Below are 19518 nucleotides of genomic sequence, written 5' to 3'. Positions count from 1 at the left end.
CGGTTCCCGGTTTCGAAAAAGCAGCTTGACGGGTGGGGGCGAGTCCATACATAGGGTCGGTTCCCAAACGACTGCCATTGACGGTGATCGATGCATTGACGCATGGACCTGTAACGGAAACGCGCCTTCGTTGGAGGTCATGCCCCAATGAGGGGATCACCGCCATCGGCGGTTGATCGGGATGCAACCCTACCGGCGGTTGGTCGTACCCGGTTTCCGCAACAGCGGCAGGCTGATCGCGAAGAAGCACAGCAGTGCGCCGGCGAACGCGAACCCCGCGCCGGCCAGGAACGCGGTGCGGCCCTGGTCGATGTTCCACAGCTGGCCGGCGATCAACGCGCCGAGCACGCCGCCGACGCCTGACGAGAATCCATACAGCAGCCCCTGGCCGTGTCCGTTGAGCCGGCCCGGGAAGTAGGTCGCCAGCATCTGCATGGCCGCCGCGAAGAACGCGGCAAACCCCAGCGCATGCGCAGTCTGTGCCACCAGCATCACGCCCAGGTGGTCCGGAAACAGCGCGGTGGCCGTCCAGCGCAGGGTCGAGCTGACCAGGGCGATCAGCAGCATCCAGCTGGCGTCATAGCGGCGGAAAAAACGGCCGATGGTGAAGAACACGCCGACCTCGAAGACCACGCCGATCGTCCACAGCAGCCCCAGCGTGGAGGTCGCATAGCCGTGGTGGTCCATGTAGACCGAAAAGAACGTGTAGTACGGCCCGAACGACAACTGCTCCATGAAGGCGGCCAGGAAGAACGCCAGCACCTGCGGTTTGCGCACGATCTGCCAGAAGCCGCTCGCATCGCCGTCGGCGCGATGGAAATCGCGCGCGTAGTAGTTGGCAAACGCCGAGCCCACCAGCAACGCGAACAGCGGCAGCATCAGCCACGGCAGCAGGCGCGCGTTGCCGGCGCCGCCACTGCCCTCGATCAGCCAGCCAAAGCCCATCACCACCGCGATGAAGCCCAGCGAGCCCCAGACCCGGATCAGCCCGTAGCGGTGGCTGTCGTTGCCCAGGTGGGTGAGGGTGATTGATTCGAATTGCGGCATCACTGCGTTGTAGAAGAAGCAGAACACCACCATCGCCGGGTACATCCAAGGCAGCGGCAGCGGCAGCAGGAACGCGCAGAAGGTGAGCAGGGTCAGCACGCTGCCCACCCGCAGCCAGCGGATCGGGCGAGTCGAAGCGGCGGCAATCGACGTCCACGTCGTGGGCGCCACGATGCGGGTGGCGTACCAGATACCCATCATCACGCTGATGGCGGTCACGCTCATCCCGCGCGCGGTCAGGAACAGCGACCAGTACGGGGTGAATGCGCCGAGCGCCGCGTAATAGAACAGGTAGAAGCTGGAGAGGCGGGCGACCGGGACAGGGTCGCGGAGAAGCGGGGTCATGCCAGGTCTCGAAGGGCGTACCGACCAACGGTCGGTACCTACCGCAGGGTTAGCAGGATGGACACGGTAGCACCCGACCGTTGGTCGGGTGGTGCGGTTCATTCGGGATCGTAGTCGAGATTGGAGGCCAGCCAGCGTTCGACCTGAGCGCGCTCTACGCCCTTGCGCTTGGCGTAATCGCTGACCTGCTCGCGGGTGACCCGGCCCACCACGAAATACTGGCTCTGCGGGTGGCTGAAGTAATAGCCGGACACCGCCGCCGTCGGCAGCATCGCAAAGCTCTCGGTCAGCTGCATGTCCGCGTTGTTCTCCGCATCGAGCAGGCGGAACAGCGTGGCCTTTTCGCTGTGCTCGGGGCAGGCAGGGTAGCCTGGCGCCGGGCGGATGCCGCTGTACTGCTCGGCGATGAGCGCTTCGTTGTCCAGCGTTTCATCCGGCTGGTAGCCCCAGTAATCGGTGCGCACGTGCTGGTGCAGGCGCTCGGCCAGGGCTTCGGCCAGGCGATCGGCCAAGGCCTTGAGCAGGATCGCGTTGTAGTCGTCATGGTCGGCCTCGAAGCGGGCCACGTGCGGGTCGATGCCGATCCCGGCCGTCACCGCGAAGCCACCGATCCAGTCCTGCTTTCCGCTGTCGGCCGGCGCGATGAAATCGGCCAGGCAGAAGTCCGGGCGCTCCACCGGCTTGTCCACCTGCTGGCGAAGGAAATGCAGCACGGCCGGGCCATCCTCGGTGGTCAGGTGCACATCGTCGCCCACGCTGTTGGCCGGCCACAGCCCGAACACCGCCTTGGCGGTCAACCAGCGCTCGTCGACGATGCGCTTGAGCATCGCGCGGGCGTCGCGGTACAGCTCGCTGGCCTGGGTGCCCACGATCTCGTCGGTGAGGATGGCCGGGTACTTGCCGGCCAGCTCCCACGCCTGGAAGAACGGGGTCCAGTCGATCACCTCGACCAGGTCGGCCAGCGGGTAATCCTCCAGCACGTGCAGGCCCGGCTTGCGCGGGGTGGGGGGCTGGTACTGCGCCCAGTTGCCGTCGAAACGCTGCGCACGGGCCTTGGCCAGGGTCACCAGGCGCTTGGCATCGCCACGGTTGCGGTGGCGCTGGCGGATGTCGGCGTAGTCGGCCTCGTTGGCGGCCACGAAGGCCGCGCGCAGTTCGCTGGAGATCAGCGACTGGGCCACGCCCACCGCGCGCGAGGCGTCCTTCACCCACACCGTGGGCGCCTTGTAATGCGGGTCGATCTTCAACGCGGTGTGCGCGCGCGAGGTGGTGGCGCCGCCGATCATCAGCGGCAGGGTGAAGCCCTGCCGTTCCATCTCGCGCGCGACGTGGCTCATTTCTTCCAGCGACGGGGTGATCAACCCGGACAGGCCGATGATGTCCGCGTTCTCCGCGCGGGCCGCATCGAGGATCTTCTGCGCCGGCACCATCACGCCGAGGTCGATCACCTCGAAGTTGTTGCAGGCCAGGACCACGCCGACGATGTTCTTGCCGATGTCGTGCACATCGCCCTTCACCGTGGCCATGATGATCTTGCCATTGCTCTTGGCGGTATCGCCGCTGCGCGCCTTCTCGGCTTCGATGAAGGGCAGCAGGTAGGCCACCGCCTTCTTCATCACGCGCGCGGATTTCACCACCTGCGGCAGGAACATCTTGCCGGCGCCGAACAGGTCGCCGACCACGTTCATGCCGTCCATCAGCGGCCCTTCGATCACGTCCAGCGGTCGGCTGGAACGGACCCGCGCTTCCTCGGTATCGGCTTCGACCCAGGCATCCAGGCCGTGCACCAGGGCATGCGCCAGGCGCGCGTCGATCGGCTTTTCGCGCCAGGCCAGGTCTTCGCCCTTGATCTCGCCCTTCTTGCCTTTATAGCGCTCGGCGATCTCCAGCAGGCGCTCGGTGCCATCGGAGCGGCGGTTGAGGATCACATCCTCCACGCGCTCGCGCAGTTCGGCATCCAGGTCGTCGTAGATCGGCATCGCGCCGGCGTTGACGATGCCCATGTCCATGCCTGCGGCGATGGCGTGGTAGAGGAACACCGCATGGATGGCCTGGCGCACCGTTTCGTTGCCACGGAACGAGAACGACACGTTGGACACGCCACCGGACACATGGCAATGCGGCAGTGTGCGCTTGATGATGCGGGTGGCTTCGATGAAGTCCACCGCGTAGTTGTCGTGCTCTTCGATGCCGGTGGCGACGGCGAAGATGTTCGGGTCGAAGATGATGTCCTGCGGCGGGAAGCCGACCTGGTCCACCAGTATCCGGTAGGCGCGGGTGCAGATTTCCACCTTGCGCGCGCAGGTATCGGCCTGGCCCTGCTCATCGAACGCCATCACCACGGCAGCCGCACCGTAGCGCAGCACCTTGCGTGCGTGTTCGATGAACAGCGCTTCGCCTTCCTTGAGCGAGATCGAGTTGACGACGCTCTTGCCCTGCAGGCATTTCAGCCCGGCCTCGATCACGCTCCACTTGGACGAATCGACCATCACCGGGATGCGCGCGATATCCGGCTCGGACATGATCAGGTTGAGGTAGCGCGTCATCGCCTTCTCGGAATCGATCAGGCCCTCGTCCATGTTCACATCGAGGATCTGCGCGCCGCTGGCGACCTGCTGGCGGGCCACTTCCACCGCCTCTTCGTAACGCTCTTCCTTGACCAGCTTGCGGAACTGCGCGCTGCCGGTGACGTTGGTGCGCTCGCCGATATTGACGAACAGCAGGTCCGGCGTGATGACCAGCGGTTCCAGCCCGGACAGCCGGGTGTGCACGTCCGCGCTCATCGCGGGGCCCTCGGCGGCAGGTCGGCCACGGCTTCGGCGATGGCCTGGATGTGTGCCGGCGAGGTGCCGCAGCAGCCGCCGACCAGGTTGAGCAGGCCGGCGCTGGCGAACTCGCGCAGCGTGGTGGCCATCTCCTCGGGGGTCTCGTCGTACTCGCCGAACGCGTTGGGCAGGCCGGCGTTGGGGTGCGCGCTGACCCGGCAGTCGGCCACGATCGACAGCGTTTCCACGTGCGGGCGCATGTCGCTGGCGCCGAGGGCGCAGTTCAGCCCCACCGACAGCGGCCGGCTGTGCGCCACCGACGCGTAGAAGGCCTCGGCGGTCTGGCCCGACAGGGTGCGCCCGGAGGCGTCGGTGATGGTGCCGGAGATCATGATCGGCAGGCGCGCGCCGCGCGCGTCGAAGGCTTCTTCGATGGCGAACAGCGCGGCCTTGGCGTTGAGTGTGTCGAAGATGGTTTCCACCATCAGGGTGTCGGCGCCGCCGTCGATCAGGCCGTCGATGGCCTCGCGGTAGGTCTCGCGCAGCGCGTCGAAACTGGTGTTGCGGAAACCGGGATCGTTGACGTCGGGGCTGATCGAGGCGGTGCGGCTGGTCGGCCCCAGCACCCCGATCACGAAGCGCGGCTTGTCCGGGGTCGTGGCTTCGACCGCATCACAGCAGGCGCGGGCCACGGCAGCGCCGGCCTTGTTCAGCTCGTACACCAGATGTTCCAGGTGGTAATCGGCCTGGCTTACCGAGGTGGCGTTGAAGGTGTTGGTTTCGATCAGGTCGGCCCCGGCCAGCAGGTAGGCGGTATGGATCTCCGCGATCACCTCCGGGCGGGTCAGCAGCAGCAGGTCGTTGTTGCCTTTCAGGTCGTGGCCTTCGGGCGCGGCGCCGTCCGCCTCGTGCCCGCAGCCGGGCCGGTGGCTGCTGTCGAAGCCACCGGCGAAGCGTTCACCGCGGTAATCGCCTTCCTCCAGCCCGTGCCGCTGGATCATGGTGCCCATCGCACCGTCGATGATCAGGATGCGCTGCGCCAGCGCGTCTTCGAGGGCGCGGACACGATCGGGGTGCAGCCAGGGCAGGGACATCGGAACGAAACCTCAGGGCTTGCTGGCAATCAGCGAGATGACTTCAAAATGCGGGGGCCGCTTTTCGCGGGTCACCGTTTCCAGGCTGGAGACCACCAGCCCGGCCTTCTCGGCGAACTTGCGCAGTTCCTTGTCCGAGAAGCCCAGGTTGACGTGGCCATAGGCCTCGACGGCGGCCTTGTGCTCGTGGCGGGCCAGGCTGCACAGCAGCAGGCGGCCACCGGAGCGCAGCACGCGCGCGCCCTCGGCCACGGCCTGGGCGGGCTTGGCGGCGTAGGTCAGCGCATGCATCAGCACCACCAGGTCGAAGCTGCGGTCCTTGAAGGGCAGGGCGTGCATGTCGCCCTCGCGCACTTCCACGTTGGCCAGGCGGCGCAGGCGTTCGCTGGCGGCGGCCACCACGCGGGCGCTGGTGTCGATGCAGATGTAGCGCTTGGCATGCGGGGCCACCAGTTCAGCCAGCACGCCATCGCCGGAGGCGATGTCCAGCACGTCGCCGGTTTCCAGCAGCGGCAGCGCGGTGCGCGCCAGCGCTTCCCAGGTGCGGCCGGGCGAGTAATGGCGTTCCATGTCGCCGGCCACGCTGTCGGCCCAGTTCTGGTCGGCGGCGCGGCTGGCCAGCACGCTGGCCACGCGTTCAGCATCCTGGCGCAGCAGCGGGTCGTCGCTGCCGGTGCTCAGGGCATGCCACAATGCGCGCTGGGCCGGGTCCAGCGCGGCATCGTCGAAGCGGTAGTACGCCGACACGCCCGCGCGCCGGTCGCGCACCAAGCCGGCTTCCTTGAGCCGGGCCAGGTGGGTCGACACCCGTGGCTGGGCCAGGGTGGTGATGGCCGACAGCTCGGCCACGGTGAGTTCTTCCTGTTCCAGCAGCGCCAGCAGGCGCACGCGGGTGGCGTCGGCGAACACTTTCAGCCGGACCGACCAGTCCTCGAGATCCATAAATATCTACCTATCGCGATATAGAGATATTTTCGTCCTTCGGCCCCTTCGCGGTCAAGTCAGCCCGGATTGGGCGACCCCCGGTACAATCGCCGCACCTGGACGCGCCCAGCGCGGCCATATCGACATGTTCCTGGGAGGGTTTCGTGGATTTCAGTTTCACCGAAGAGCAGCTGATGCTGCAGGACGTTGCGCGCCGCATCGCGCAGGAAAAGATCGCGCCGAGCGCCGAGCACCATGACCGTACCGGCGAGTTCCCGCTGGACAACATCCGCCTGCTGGGCGAAAACGGCCTGATGGGCATCGAAGTGCCGGCCGAGTACGGCGGCGCGGGCATGGACCCGATTGCCTACGTGCTGGCGATGGTGGAGGTTGCCGCCGGCGACGCCGCGCATTCGACCATCATGTCGGTCAACAATTCGCTGTTCTGCAACGGCATCCTGACCCATGGCAGCGAGGCGCAGAAGCAGAAGTACGTGCGCGCCATCGCCGAGGGCGAGGCCATCGGCGCGTTCGCGCTGACCGAGCCGCAGTCCGGTTCGGACGCCACGGCGATGCGTTGCCGCGCGGTCAAGCAGGCCGACGGCACCTATGTGATCAACGGCAAGAAGAGCTGGATCACCTCCGGCCCGGTGGCCAAGTACATCGTGCTGTTCGCGATGACCGACCCGGACCAGGGCGCGCGTGGCATCACCGCGTTCATGATCGACACGGACAAGGCCGGCTTCCACCGCGGCAAGACCGAGCCGAAGCTGGGCATCCGTGCCTCGGCGACCTGCGAGATCGAGTTCCAGGATTACGTGGCGGCGGCTGAAGACGTGGTGGGCAAGGAAGGCGAGGGCTTCAAGATCGCCATGGGCGTGCTGGACGCGGGCCGCATCGGCATCGCGTCGCAGGCCATCGGCATCGCGCGCGCGGCCTACGAGGCGACGATCGAATACGTGAAGGACCGCAAGGCGTTCGGCGCGGCGATCGGCACGTTCCAGATGACCCAGGCCAAGATCGCCGACATGAAGTGCAAGCTGGACGCAGCGCTGCTGCTGACCCTGCGCGCGGCATGGGTGAAGGGCCAGGGCAAGCGCTTCAGCAACGAAGCGGCCATCGCCAAGCTGACCGCGTCGGAAGCGGCGATGTGGATCACCCACCAGGCCGTGCAGATCCACGGCGGCATGGGCTACTCCAAGGAAATGCCGCTGGAGCGTTACTTCCGTGATGCCAAGATCACCGAGATCTACGAAGGCACCTCGGAAATCCAGCGCCTGGTCATCGCCCGCAACGAAACCGGCCTGCGCTGAGGCGGATTTTCGCAGCGCAGAGCAAAACAATCGGGGCCCTTTTGGGCCCCGATTGTTTTTGGGGCGTGCGATTGCATGGTGTACGGGGGTACCGGGCTGCGCCCGGTAGCTTCATGCATATGGGCGAACAGCCATTGGCCATCGGTTGGCCGGAATTGGCGAGCCGGTGCGGGTTTGCGGGGGGCGCCGTGAATACGTCCTTGTAGGCTCTTGCGAAACATCCATGTTTCGCAAAGCCCCCGCAAACCCGCCCCGGCCCGCCCTTGACAGTAGGCAGGAGGCCAAGGGGAACAGCATCAGGTAACGGTAGGGTTGGTTCCCAAACAACCGCCGTGAAAATTTCCACGTTCGATAACGCATTGAACTGATCGAAGCAGGGTGCCGGCATCGCCGACACACCCGCTTTTCCCGTGGCAACGACACACTGTCAAAAGGTGGGTCGGGGCGGGTTTGTGGGGGTGTGAGCCGCATGGATGCGGCGACCAAGCCCCCAGGGATGGGTTCACGGCGTCCCCCACAAACCCGCACCGACCCGCCTAGACAGAGATCCTCTCAGCCACGCGCTGTTCGCACAAATGCATCAGCAGCCGGGCAACGCCCGGCGACACGGCAAGCGTGCAACCACAACAAAAAAGGCCCCGGATCGCTCTGGGGCCTTTCGCGTTTCAATCAAACCAAGATCAACGATCCGGACGATGCGCCGCGCTGGCTTCGCCCTGGCGTTCCAGGAACTCCTTGGACGGTTCGTCCAGCTTGTCGCCCAGCATGCGCCGGACCACCACGAAGAACACCGGGATCATCAGCAGGCCCAGGAACGTGGCGAACACCATGCCGCCGATCACGCCCGTACCGATGGCGTGACGCGCGTTGGCGCCGGCACCGGTGGAGATCGCCATCGGGATCACGCCCATGATGAACGCGAACGAGGTCATCAGGATCGGCCGGAAGCGCAGGCGCGACGCTTCGATGGTCGCCTCGCGCAGGCTCTTGCCCGCTGCGCGCTGCTCCACCGCGAACTCCACGATCAGGATCGCGTTCTTTGCCGCCAGGCCGATCACCGTGATCAGGCCGATCTTGAAGTACAGATCGTTGGGCAGCCCGCGGGCGAGCGAGAACGACAGCGCGCCCAGCACACCCAGCGGTACCACCAGCAGCACCGCCACCGGGATCGACCAGCTTTCATACAGCGCCGCAAGGCACAGGAACACCACCACGATCGACAGCACCAGCAGCAGCGTGGCCGCGTTGCCCGCCAGGATTTCCTGGTAGGACATGCCCGACCAGTCGTAGCCGAAGCCCGCCGGCAGGTCATCCTGCACGATCCGCTCCATCGCCTGCATCGCCTCGCCCGAACTGCGGCCCGGTGCCTGCGAACCCACGATGTTGATCGCCGAATAGCCGTTGTAGCGGCTCAGCGACGGCGGTGCCGACACCCATTCGGACTTCACCACCGTACTCAGCGGAATCATCGCCGGCGTACCGTCGGCGTTGGTCTGCAGCGCACTCGGCGTGTAGAAGCTGTTCAACGACTCCGCACCGGTACGGAACGGACCATCGGCCTGCATGGTCACGCGCTTGATGCGGCCCTGGTAGAAGAAGTCGTTCACGTACACCGGGGCCAGCATCAGCTGGATGGTGCTGTACACGTCCGACACCGACAGGCCCATCGTCTGCGCCTGCACGCGGTCCACGTGCAGCTGCAGCTGCGGCGCGTTTTCCAGCCCGTTCGGGCGCACGCCGGTGAGCAGGTCCTTCTCCTCGGCTGCCTTGCCCAGCAGGATGTTGCGCGCCTGCGTCAGCTGTTCGAAGCCGGCACCGCCGCGGTCCTGCAGCCACATGTCGAAGCCGCCGAACTGGCCCAGGCCCTGCACCGTGGGCAGGTTGACCACGAAGATCTGCGCTTCCTTGATCCCGTAGAACGCGCCGTTCATGTTCTGGATGAACTCCGGCACCGTGATGTCACGGTCCGCCCAGGGCTTGAGCCGGATGAAGCCCATGCCCACGTTTTCGCCCGAACCGACGAAGCTGAAACCGGCCACCTGCAGCATGCCTTCGAAGCCATCCTGCTTTTCCAGGATGCCGCGCATCTGCGCGAAGGTCGCGTTGGTCTGCGCCTTGGTCGAGCCCGGCGGCAGCTGCACGATCGCCAGCGCATAGCCCTGGTCTTCTTCCGGCAGGAAGCTGCCCGGCATGCGGGTGAACAGGAAGCCGCACAGCACCGTGAGCACCACGAACAGGATCATCCAGCGCGGCGCATGCTTCACCGCCGAAGTGATGTGGCCCACGTAGGTGCCGCTGACCTTGTCGTAGTACTTGTTGAAGGTGCGGTAGACGACGTTCGGTTCGCCGTGCGTGGCCTTCAGGAAGGTCGCGCACAGCGCCGGGGTGAAGCCCAGCGCCAGGAACGCCGAGAACGCCATCGCGATGGCGATCGTCAGCGCGAACTGCTTGTAGATCTCACCTGCGGCGCCGCCCTGCAGCGCCGACGGAATGAACACCGCCGCCAGCACCACCGTGATGGCCACCACCGCGCCGGTGATCTGGGTCATGGCCTTCTGGGTGGCGGCCTTGGGCGGCAGCTTCTCCTCGGTCATGATGCGTTCGACGTTCTCGATGACCACGATGGCGTCATCGACCACGATGCCGATTGCCAGCACCATCGCAAACAGGGTCAGCTGGTTGATGGTGAAGCCGATGATGCTCATGCCCAGGAAGGTGCCCAGCAGGGCGACCGGGATGACCAGCGTCGGGATCAGGGTGGCGCGGAAGTTCTGCAGGAAGATCAGCATCACCAGGAAGACCAGCACGATCGCTTCGATCAGGGTCTTGACCACTTCCTCGATCGAGATCTTCACGAACGTGGTGCTGTCGTACGGCGAGAACCAGGTCACACCCGTCGGGAAGGTGGACTCCAGTTCGTCCATCTTCGCGGTGACCGCGTTGGCCACGTTCAGGGCGTTGGCGCCCGGCAGCAGCTGGATCGCGAAGGCGCCGGTCGGCTTGCCGTTGTACTGGGTATCGAAGCCGTAGTTGTTGGCACCGAAGGCGATGCGCGCTACATCCTTGAGCAGCACGCGCGAACCGTCCGCGTTGGCCCGCAGGATGATGTTCTCGAACTGGTCAGGCGAGCTGAAGCGGCCTTCGGCCGACACGGTGGCGGTGAAGTAGTGGCCCGCCGGCGACGGATCGGCGCCCAGCGAACCGGCCGCGAACTGCACGTTCTGGGCCTTGATCGCCGCCAGCACCTGGGTGGCCGAGAGGTTGAAGCCCTGCATGCGTTCCGGGTTGAGCCAGATGTTCATGGCGTACTCGGAACCGAACTGCTGGGTGCTGCCCACGCCGGGGATGCGCGAGATCTGGTCGAGCACGCGCGAACCGACGATGTCGTTGAGCGCATCGCGGGTGATCGCTTCGCTGTCCGACTGCAGCGCCACCACCATCAGGAAGCCGGCGTTGGCCTTGGCCACCACCACGCCCTGCTGGGTCACTTCGGTGGGCAGGCGCGGCGTGGCCAGCGACACCTTGTTCTGCACCTGCACCTGGGCGATGTCCGCGTCGGTACCGGTTTCGAAGGTCAGGGTGATGGTCGCGCGGCCGTTGGAGGCCGACGAGGAGCTGAAGTACAGCAGGTGATCGATACCGGTCAGCTGCTGCTCGATCACCTGGGTGACCGACTTTTCGGTGGTGTCGGCGCTGGCGCCGGGGTAGGTGGCGCTCACCGTCACCTGGGGCGGTGCGATGCTCGGGTAGGACTCCACGCCCAGACCCAGGATCGAGATCACGCCCGCAAGCGAGATCAGGATCGCGACCACCCAGGCGAATACCGGGTGTTCAATGAAAAATTTAGGCATGACGGAAGGTCCCGTTATTGCTTGGTCGGTTCGGCAGCCGGAGCGCCATCGGAGGGCTTGGCGGCCGGATCAGCGGCGGCGTCGGCCGGCGCGGTGCCCGCGGCAGGAGCGGCACCCGCAGCCGGTGCGGCACCCGCTGGTGCTGCGCCGGTGCCGTTGGCGGCGGTCGGGGTCCACGGCTTGGCCGAGGCCGGCGAGCCTTCCTTGACCTTCTGCACGCCGGCCACGATCACCTGGTCGCCCGGCTCGATGCCGCTGCTGACCAGCCAGTTGCTGCCCTGCTGGCCTTCGGTGACCACGTTCTTGCGCACCACCTTGCCATCCTTGCCGACCACCATCAGGAAGCCGCCGGTGGTGTCGCGCTGCAGCGCCTGCAGCGGCACCAGGAAGGCGTTCTTGCGCTCACCCAGCACGGCCTGGAAGCTGACGAAGGCGCCCGGCAGCAGGATCTGCTGCGGGTTGGGCAGTACCGCGCGCAGGGTCACCGCGCCGGTGGACGGGTCGACCACGGCCGAGGAGTAATCCAGCGTGCCCGGCTGGTCGTACATCGTGCCGTCGGACAGCTTCACCTGCACGGTCGACTTGCCATCGCCGCTCAGCGACACCGCGCCGGCGGCCTGCGCACGGCGAAGCTGGGTCAGTTCGTCCGAGCTCATCGAGAAGTTCACGAACAGCGGGTCCAGCTGGTCGACGGTGGTGAGCAGGGTGATGTCGCCCTGGCCGACCAGCGCGCCTTCTGTGACCTGCTGCTTGCCGGCGCGGCCGGCGATGGGCGAGGTGACCTGGGCATAGCCGAGGTTGATCTTCGCGTTGGCCAGCGAGGCCTGCGCCTGCTGCACGGCGGCGGCGGCGGTGCGTTCGGCCGCTTCGGCCGCGTCGACGTCGGACTTGGAGACGAACTTCTGCGGGGCCAGCGAACGTGCACGTGCGGCGTCGGCCTTGGCGTTGGCATAGGTGGCCTGCGCCGAGGCCAGTTCGGCCTGCGAGGCATTCAACGATGCCTGCAGCGGCGCCGGGTCGATCAGGAACAGCACCTGGCCCTGCTTGACGTCCTGGCCTTCCTGGTAGACGCGCTTGAGCAGCACGCCCGGCACGCGGGCGCGCACGTCGGCGCTGCGGTACGGGGACAGGCGGCCCACCAGCTCACGCTGCAGCGGCAGCGTATCGGCCTTGGCTTCGATCACGCCCACTTCCGGCGGCGGGGGCGTCTGTTGTTCCGGCTTCTTGCAGGCGGTCAACGCAACGGCGACAGCGCACGTCAGGGCGAGGGTGCGGAGTGGGGCGATCATCAGGAGAAACTCCGGTGTTGGTTTGAATGCGGTAAGCGGATCGCCTCGGGCGCAGCGAACGCGCGCAGGAAACTGTCCACGGAAAACTCGGCCCACCGGCGCCGCTGTGAGGCGTCGGCACGATGGGGGGTATGAAAGCGCTGCTTCTCGAAATCCTGTCCCGCGATCATGCTCAATAGCAGTTCAGCCATGAAGTGCGGGTCGTCATGGCGCAGCAGGCCGTCCTGAATGCGATGTTGGATCCATTCAGCAAGGTGAAAGGTCAGTGCCCCCGCCCCATCCCGATACAGGGAACGTGCTTCATCGGGAAAGCGGGCCGCCTCTCCCGCGATCAGCCGGCGGGTCTGGACCACGTGCGGCTCATTGAAGTGGTCCAGGTAGTCGAAGGCGAACTGCAGCAGGCAGCCGCGCAGGTCATCGCCTTCCAGTGCACGCAGCCCGGCCGTGGCCCGGCACAGGTGCCGCTGCAGCACCCGGCGCAGCAGTTCCTGCTTGCTGCCGTAGCGGCTATAGAGGGTCTGCTTGGAACAGCCGGCCTGCTGGGCCACCGACTCCATGCTCAGCTGCATGCCCTGGGTGGCCATCAGATCGCGCACGGCATCGAACACGCGATGATCGCGCGCGTCCAGGAAGGCGGCGGCAGGGGCGGGGGAGTTCACGCGGTGGACTATACCGTCCAGTTCAGAATTGGAGAAGCGTTGCTTTCGGCACTGTCGGCCCCGCTGTCGTCAACGTGCCACGGAGTGTGCCGATGCTGGCGATCGGCACGCAGCGCCGTGCGCATCCGTACTGCCGCGCACTGATGGCATGCGATGTAAACGCCACCCAACTGAAAAACCTTATTCCGTCCTGCAGCAAGGCCTTTTCATGCGGTAGGGCTACAATTTCATCTTTCCAACTGGGCAACACGCACCGCTCTGCCATGAAACCGCAAAAAACAGCAGCCAAGACCGTGAAAAAAACGACCAAACCAGCCGATACGCAGACTGTTTCACCAGTGGGCTTCTCGCTGGAACCGGTGTACACGGCCTTGCGCAAGCGTTACCCGGCGGCCGGGCAGGCCGAGGCAGTGGCGTTCGCCGCAGACTTCTACAAGCGCATGGAAGCGGACGAGTTCCCGCACCACACCGCTGAAGAATGGGCCGCACTGGCCGGCGACACCCTCGAATTCGCCCGCGTGCGCAAGGCCGGCAAGGCCAACGTGCGCGTGTTCAACCCGACCATGAAGGCCAACGACTGGGAATCTGCCCACACCGTGCTGCAGATCGTCAACGACGACATGCCGTTCCTGGTCGACACCGTCACGATGACCCTGGCCGAACATGGCGTGGGCGTGCACGTGCTGGGCCACCCGGTGATCCGTTTCACCCGCGACAAGGCCGGCAAGCTGTCGACCGTGGGCGAAGGCACCGCCGAATCGGTGATGCTGCTGGAAATCGACCGCCAGCCGGCCGAGGCCATGGCCGATGTCGAACAGGCCATCGTCAAGGCGCTGGACGAAGTGCGCGCCATCGTTGGCGACTGGGATGCGATGCGCAGCAAGGCGCTGGCCCTGGCCGACGACCTCGGCACGCGCCAGCTGCCGGTCGACGACGCCTCGCGCGCCGAAGCCCAGGCGTTCCTGCGCTGGGCCGCCGAGAACCACTTCACCTTCTTCGGCTACCGCGAATACCGCGTGGAGAAGCAGGGCAAGGAAGAAGTGCTGGCGCCGTTGAACGACACCGGCCTGGGCCTGATGCGCGGCAAGGACAAGTCCGCCGCACGCCCGGTCAAGACCTTGGCCGCGCAGGGCCTCAACGCCACCACCGGGTTGAAGGACGCGCTGATTCTAACCAAGACCAATGCACGTTCGCGCGTGCACCGCGCCGGCTACATGGATTACATCGGCGTGCTGGAATTCGACGCCAAGGGCAAGATCATCGGCGAGCAGCGCTTCCTGGGCCTGTTCACCTCCAGCGCCTACAACCGCCGCCCGTGGGAAATCCCGCTGGTGCGCCAGCGCCACGAATACGTGATGAGCAAGTCGGGCCTGGCCCCGGCCAGCCACAGCGGCAAGGCGCTGCGCCACATCCTGGAAACCCTGCCGCGCGAAGAGCTGTTCCAGTCCAGCGAGGAAGAGCTGTACCGCACCGCCATCGGTGTGCTGGGCCTGCAGGAGCGCGTGCGCAGCCGCCTGTTCCTGCGCCGTGACAAGTACAGCCGTTTCATCTCCGCGCTGGTGTACCTGCCGCGCGAGCGTTTCAACACCGACGTGCGCCTGCGCATCGAAGCGATGCTCAAGGACGCCCTGCAGGGCGAATACGTGGACAGCTCGGTGGTACTGGGCGAATCGCCGCTGGCCCAGGTGCACCTGATCGTGCGCCCGAAGGCTGGCCAGACCCTGGAAGTGGATACCAGCGCGCTGGAACAGAAGCTGGCCCAGGTGCTGCGCAACTGGCAGGACGACCTGCGTGAAGCGCTGGTGGCCCGCCACGGTGAAAGCGAAGGCCTGCGCATCGCTGCCCGCATCGGCAAGGCCCTGCCGGCCGGTTACATCGAAGATTCCAGCACCGAAATCGCCGCCAACGACGTCAGCCAGCTCGACGCGCTGACCGGCCCGGACGACCTGCGCCTGAGCCTGCAGGCCGTGCACCGCGAAGAAGGCGATGGCCTGCGCCTGAAGCTGTATCGCCAGCTGGACGACATTCCGCTGTCGGACGCGCTGCCGATGATGGAAAACATGGGCCTGCGCGTGATCGCCGAGCGCCCGTACCGCCTGAGCGTGGACAACGCGCCGGTGTACGTGCAGGACTTCGAAGTGGAATCGCTGGCCGGCGCGATCGACGCCGCTGCCGCCGACGCCGCCTTCGGTGAAACCTTCGCCCGCGTCTGGCACGGTGACGCCGAGAACGACGGCTTCAACCGCCTGGTGCTGGCCGCTGGCCTGCATTGGCGCCAGGTGGCGATGCTGCGCGGCTACTGCAAGTACCTGCTGCAGACCGGCGTGCCGTTCTCGCAGGCCTATGTGGAAGCCACCTTCACCCGTTACCCGCTGCTGGCCCGCCTGCTGGTGGAGCTGTTCGAAGCCCGCTTCGACCCGGCCACCGGGCATGAGGACAAGGACGCCATCGCCGAAGGCCAGGCCGACCTGCGCGCGCACCTGACCGTGCTCGCCGGTGGCGACGAAGGCACCCTGAAGGTCATCAAGACCGTGGTCGATGCCCGCAAGGGTGACCGCAAGGCGCAGATGGACGCCGCGCGCGATGCGCTGGTCAAGCTGATGGACCGCGTGTCCAGCCTCGACGAAGACCGCATCCTGCGCAGCTTCATGGGCGTGATCGACGCCACCCTGCGCACCAGCTACTACCAGACCGATGCACAGGGCCGCCCGGGCCACGTGATCAGCTTCAAGTTCGATTCGGCGCTGGTGCCGGACCTGCCCAAGCCGCGCCCGTACCGCGAAATCTTCGTGTACGGCCCGCGCGTGGAAGGTACCCACCTGCGCTTCGGCGCGGTTGCCCGTGGCGGCCTGCGCTGGTCGGACCGTCGCGAAGACTTCCGTACCGAAGTGCTGGGCCTGGTCAAGGCGCAGATGGTCAAGAACACGGTGATCGTGCCGGTCGGTGCCAAGGGCGGCTTCTTCGCCAAGACCCCGCCGGCCAGCGGTGACCGCGATGCGGTGTTCGCCAACGGCGTGGCCTGCTACAAGCTGTTCATCCAGGGCCTGCTGGACATCACCGACAACATCGTCAACAACAAGATCGTGCCGCCGGTGGACGTGGTCCGCCACGACATGGACGACCCGTACCTGGTGGTGGCCGCCGACAAGGGCACCGCGACCTTCTCCGATATCGCCAACGGCCTGGCCATCGACCACGGCTTCTGGATGGGCGATGCGTTCGCGTCCGGTGGTTCGGTCGGTTACGACCACAAGGGCATGGGCATCACCGCGCGCGGTGCGTGGGAGTCGGTCAAGCGCCACTTCCGTGCACTGGGCCGTGACAGCCAGACCCAGGACTTCACCACGGTGGGCGTCGGCGACATGTCCGGCGACGTGTTCGGCAACGGCATGCTGCTGTCGCGCCACATCCGCCTGGTCGCCGCATTCGACCACCGCCACATCTTCCTGGACCCGAACCCGGATGCGGCCACCTCGTTCATCGAGCGTGAGCGCATGTTCACCGTGCCGCGTTCCAGCTGGGCCGACTACGACGCCAAGCTGATCAGCAAGGGTGGCGGCATCCATCCGCGTACCCTGAAGTCGATCGAGATCACCCCGCAGGTGCGTGAAGCGCTGGGCCTGGAGGACAACGTCAAGGCGCTGTCGCCGAACGACCTGATGAGCGCGATCCTGAAAGCGCCGGTGGACCTGCTGTGGAACGGCGGCATCGGCACTTACGTGAAGGCCGCCACCGAACAGCACAGCGACGTGGGCGACCGCGCCAACAACGCGCTGCGCGTCAACGGTGGCGACCTGCGCTGCAAGGTGGTGGGCGAGGGCGGCAACCTGGGCATGACCCAGCTGGGCCGCATCGAAGCCGCCCAGGCCGGCGTGCTGCTCAACACCGACTTCATCGACAACTCGGCCGGCGTGGACACCTCCGACCACGAAGTCAACATCAAGATCCTGCTCAACGATGTGGTGCGGGCCAAGAAGCTGACCGTGGACGCACGCAACAAGCTGCTGGCGTCGATGACCGACGAAGTGGCCGAGCTGGTGCTCAACGACAACTACCGCCAGAACCAGGCCCTGAGCCTGATGGAGCGGATGGCGGTCAAGCGCCTGGGTTCCAAGCAGCACTTCATCCGCACGCTGGAGAAGCAGGGCCTGCTGGATCGCCAGATCGAGTTCCTGCCGACCGACGCCGAGCTGTCGGCACGCAAGGCGCGTGGCCAGGGCCTGACCCGTCCGGAGCTGTCGGTGCTGCTGTCGTATTCCAAGCTGGTGGCGTTCCAGCAGCTGCTGGAATCGGACATCCCGGAAGACCCGTACCTGTCCAAGGAACTGCTGCGTTACTTCCCGACGCCGCTGCAGAAGAAGTACGCCGATGCGATGGAGCGTCACCGCCTGAAGCGCGAGATCATCGCCACGGCCGTGACCAACCAGACCATCAACCGCATGGGCGCCACGTTCCTGATGCGCATGCAGGAAGACACCGGCCGCACCATCGCCGAGGTCGCCAAGGCCTACACCATCAGCCGTGAAACGCTGGATGCACGTGCCCTGTGGGCGCAGATCGATGCGCTCGACGGCACCCTGCCGGAATCGGTGCAGATCGATGCGCTGGAAGTGATCTGGAAGCTGCAGCGTTCGTTCGTGCGCTGGCTGCTGTTCCGCCCCGGCGCGATGCCGGGCATCACCGAGGCGGTGAACCGCTACCAGGCCCCGTTCAACGACATCCGTGTCGCTTCGGGCGTGCTGCCGGACGCACAGCGCCCGGCGTACGAGGCCAGCGTGCAGGAGTGGAAGGAGAAGGGCCTGCCGCCGGCACTGGCACAGCAGCTGTCCGAGCTGCAGTTCCTGGAACCGGCGTTCGACATCATCGAACTGGCGCGGACCCGCAAGCTGAAGCCGGTGGACGTGTCCAAGGTCCACTTCCGCCTGGGCGACGCCCTGCAGCTGCCGTGGCTGTTCGAGCAGATCGACGCGTTGGAGGTCAACGGCCGCTGGCATGCCGTGGCCCGTGGCGTGCTGCGCGACGAGCTCGCTGCCCATCACCGCAACCTGGCTGCCCAGGTGCTGTCGATGAAGGGTGGCAGCGCCGAAGCCAAGGTCGCGGCCTGGATCGGCCGTGACGACAGCAGCCTGCGCTTCACCCTGTCGATGCTGCAGGAGCTGGCCGAGCAGAAGACGCTCGACTACCCGACGGTCTCGGTGGCGGTACAGCGCCTGGGCCAGCTGGCGGCGCACGGTGCTTAAGCGCAGCTGCGCTTAAGCCCCACAGTTTGCTGCGCAAACCGTGGGCCCCGTGCAGTTCATGCTTCCACACCCCCGCGCCTTCGGCGCGCCCCCCTGACTCAGGGGGGCTCCTCGGCGTCAGGAGTACGTTTTCAAGGCCCCGCCATCGGCGGGGCTTTTTTTTGTCCGGTATGCTCTGCCGCATGCCCCACCCGGAACGCCCATGAGCGATACCCCCCGCATCGCCTTTCTTGCCAGCGCCACCGAAGCGGCCCAGCAGGCCCGCGCGGCGCTGGTCGCCCGCTATGGCGACCACCCGCCGGAACAGGCCGATGTGCTGTGCCCGCTGGGTGGCGATGGTTTCATGCTGCAGACCCTGCACCGCCACGGTGCGCTGGGGCGGCCGGTGTTCGGCATGAAGCTGGGCACGGTGGGCTTCCTGATGAACCAGTACCGCGAAGACGACGGCGACCTGCCGGCGCGGCTGGCGGTGGCCGAACCGGCCAACCTGCGCCCGCTGGAAATGCTGGCGCTGACCGAATCGGGCACCACCACCGGCTCTCTGGCCTATAACGACGTGTCGCTGCTGCGCCAGACCCGTCAGGCCGCCCACATCGGGGTGGACCTCAACGGGCAGGAGCGGGTGGCCGAGCTGATCGGCGATGGCGTGCTGGTGGCGACCCCGGCCGGCAGCACCGCCTACAATTACTCGGCACACGGCCCGATCCTGCCGCTGGGCTCGCACACCATCGCACTGACGCCGCTGGCCCCGTACCGGCCGCGGCGCTGGCGAGGTGCGATCCTGAAGGCCGATACCGAAGTGCGCTTCCGCGTGCTCGACCCCTACAAACGCCCGGTCAGCGTGACCGCCGATTCGCATGAGACCCGCGACGTGGTGGAAGTGACCATCCGCGAGTCGCGCGAGCGCCGGGTGACCCTGCTGTTCGATCCGGAACACAACCTGGAAGACCGGATCCTCAGCGAACAGTTCATGTTTTGAAGGATTTTTGAC

General features: G+C 66.3%; 10 protein-coding genes. 3 read left to right on the top strand and 7 right to left on the bottom strand.

The features are described 5' to 3' along the window. Window positions 1-189: 189 nt before the first annotated feature. The 4 genes from NMB40_RS10710 to NMB40_RS10695 form a co-directional block, all read right to left on the bottom strand. Window positions 190-1392, bottom strand: coding sequence for an MFS transporter (locus NMB40_RS10710; RefSeq protein ID WP_494358369.1), 1203 nt, complete (start codon window positions 1390-1392; stop codon window positions 190-192). 98 nt (window positions 1393-1490) lie between these two features. Then, the gene (gene metH / locus NMB40_RS10705; protein WP_494358368.1) at window positions 1491-4175 is read right to left on the bottom strand and encodes a methionine synthase; all 2685 of its coding nucleotides are present in this window, start codon (window positions 4173-4175) and stop codon (window positions 1491-1493) included. After that, window positions 4172-5251: a homocysteine S-methyltransferase family protein gene (locus NMB40_RS10700; RefSeq protein ID WP_494358367.1), complete on the bottom strand. Its 1080-nt coding sequence runs from the start codon at window positions 5249-5251 to the stop codon at window positions 4172-4174. Before NMB40_RS10700 ends, metH begins: the two co-directional genes overlap by 4 nt. A gap of 12 nt (window positions 5252-5263) precedes the next feature. Beyond that, on the bottom strand, window positions 5264-6193 hold the full coding sequence (locus tag NMB40_RS10695) for an ArsR/SmtB family transcription factor (RefSeq protein ID WP_282247112.1): 930 nt from the start codon (window positions 6191-6193) through the stop codon (window positions 5264-5266). Between the two features lie 146 nt (window positions 6194-6339). Between NMB40_RS10695 and NMB40_RS10690 the strand changes: the two genes are divergently transcribed. Continuing rightward, entirely contained in the window at window positions 6340-7488 is a 1149-nt protein-coding gene (locus NMB40_RS10690; RefSeq protein ID WP_282247114.1) for an acyl-CoA dehydrogenase family protein, read from the top strand. A 680-nt stretch (window positions 7489-8168) separates the two neighbouring features. On the opposite strand, the gene NMB40_RS10685 is transcribed toward NMB40_RS10690, so the two are convergent. Genes NMB40_RS10685 through NMB40_RS10675 form a run of 3 tightly spaced genes read right to left on the bottom strand, consistent with a single transcriptional unit; the run spans window position 8169 to window position 13287 of the window. Further along, window positions 8169-11339, bottom strand: coding sequence for a multidrug efflux RND transporter permease subunit (locus NMB40_RS10685; protein WP_494361015.1), 3171 nt, complete (start codon window positions 11337-11339; stop codon window positions 8169-8171). A 14-nt stretch (window positions 11340-11353) separates the two neighbouring features. Next, window positions 11354-12628 (bottom strand): efflux RND transporter periplasmic adaptor subunit, encoded by a 1275-nt coding sequence (locus tag NMB40_RS10680; RefSeq protein WP_448143049.1) that lies wholly within the window; start codon window positions 12626-12628, stop codon window positions 11354-11356. Beyond that, entirely contained in the window at window positions 12628-13287 is a 660-nt protein-coding gene (locus NMB40_RS10675) for a TetR/AcrR family transcriptional regulator (RefSeq protein WP_494361014.1), read from the bottom strand. Before NMB40_RS10675 ends, NMB40_RS10680 begins: the two co-directional genes overlap by 1 nt. 263 nt (window positions 13288-13550) lie before the next feature. Here NMB40_RS10675 and NMB40_RS10670 point away from each other — a divergent pair, with 263 nt between their 5' ends. Together NMB40_RS10670 and NMB40_RS10665 are read left to right on the top strand one after the other, a co-directional pair. Beyond that, a complete protein-coding gene (locus NMB40_RS10670; protein ID WP_494361013.1) occupies window positions 13551-18527 on the top strand; it encodes an NAD-glutamate dehydrogenase in 4977 nt (1658 codons plus the stop codon). Between the two features lie 202 nt (window positions 18528-18729). Next, window positions 18730-19506 carry an NAD kinase gene (locus NMB40_RS10665; protein WP_282247119.1) on the top strand — a complete coding sequence of 259 codons (777 nt, stop codon included), beginning with the start codon at window positions 18730-18732 and terminating at the stop codon, window positions 19504-19506. Window positions 19507-19518 lie beyond the last annotated feature (12 nt).

The organism is Stenotrophomonas sp. FBCC-B152, from assembly GCF_059134105.1.
Note: the sequence above shows the minus strand (reverse complement) of the source record. Positions and strands in the feature narration are given on the sequence as shown.

What these genes read in the sequence shown, in the direction of transcription:
- NMB40_RS10710 (WP_494358369.1), bottom strand. Translation starts at nt 1,392, where the DNA reads ATGACCCCGCTTCTCCGCGACCCTGTCCCGGTCGCCCGCCTCTCCAGC.
- metH (WP_494358368.1), bottom strand. Translation starts at nt 4,175, where the DNA reads ATGAGCGCGGACGTGCACACCCGGCTGTCCGGGCTGGAACCGCTGGTC.
- NMB40_RS10700 (WP_494358367.1), bottom strand. Translation starts at nt 5,251, where the DNA reads ATGTCCCTGCCCTGGCTGCACCCCGATCGTGTCCGCGCCCTCGAAGAC.
- NMB40_RS10695 (WP_282247112.1), bottom strand. Translation starts at nt 6,193, where the DNA reads ATGGATCTCGAGGACTGGTCGGTCCGGCTGAAAGTGTTCGCCGACGCC.
- NMB40_RS10685 (WP_494361015.1), bottom strand. Translation starts at nt 11,339, where the DNA reads ATGCCTAAATTTTTCATTGAACACCCGGTATTCGCCTGGGTGGTCGCG.
- NMB40_RS10680 (WP_448143049.1), bottom strand. Translation starts at nt 12,628, where the DNA reads ATGATCGCCCCACTCCGCACCCTCGCCCTGACGTGCGCTGTCGCCGTT.
- NMB40_RS10670 (WP_494361013.1), top strand. Translation starts at nt 13,551, where the DNA reads ATGAAACCGCAAAAAACAGCAGCCAAGACCGTGAAAAAAACGACCAAA.
- NMB40_RS10665 (WP_282247119.1), top strand. Translation starts at nt 18,730, where the DNA reads ATGAGCGATACCCCCCGCATCGCCTTTCTTGCCAGCGCCACCGAAGCG.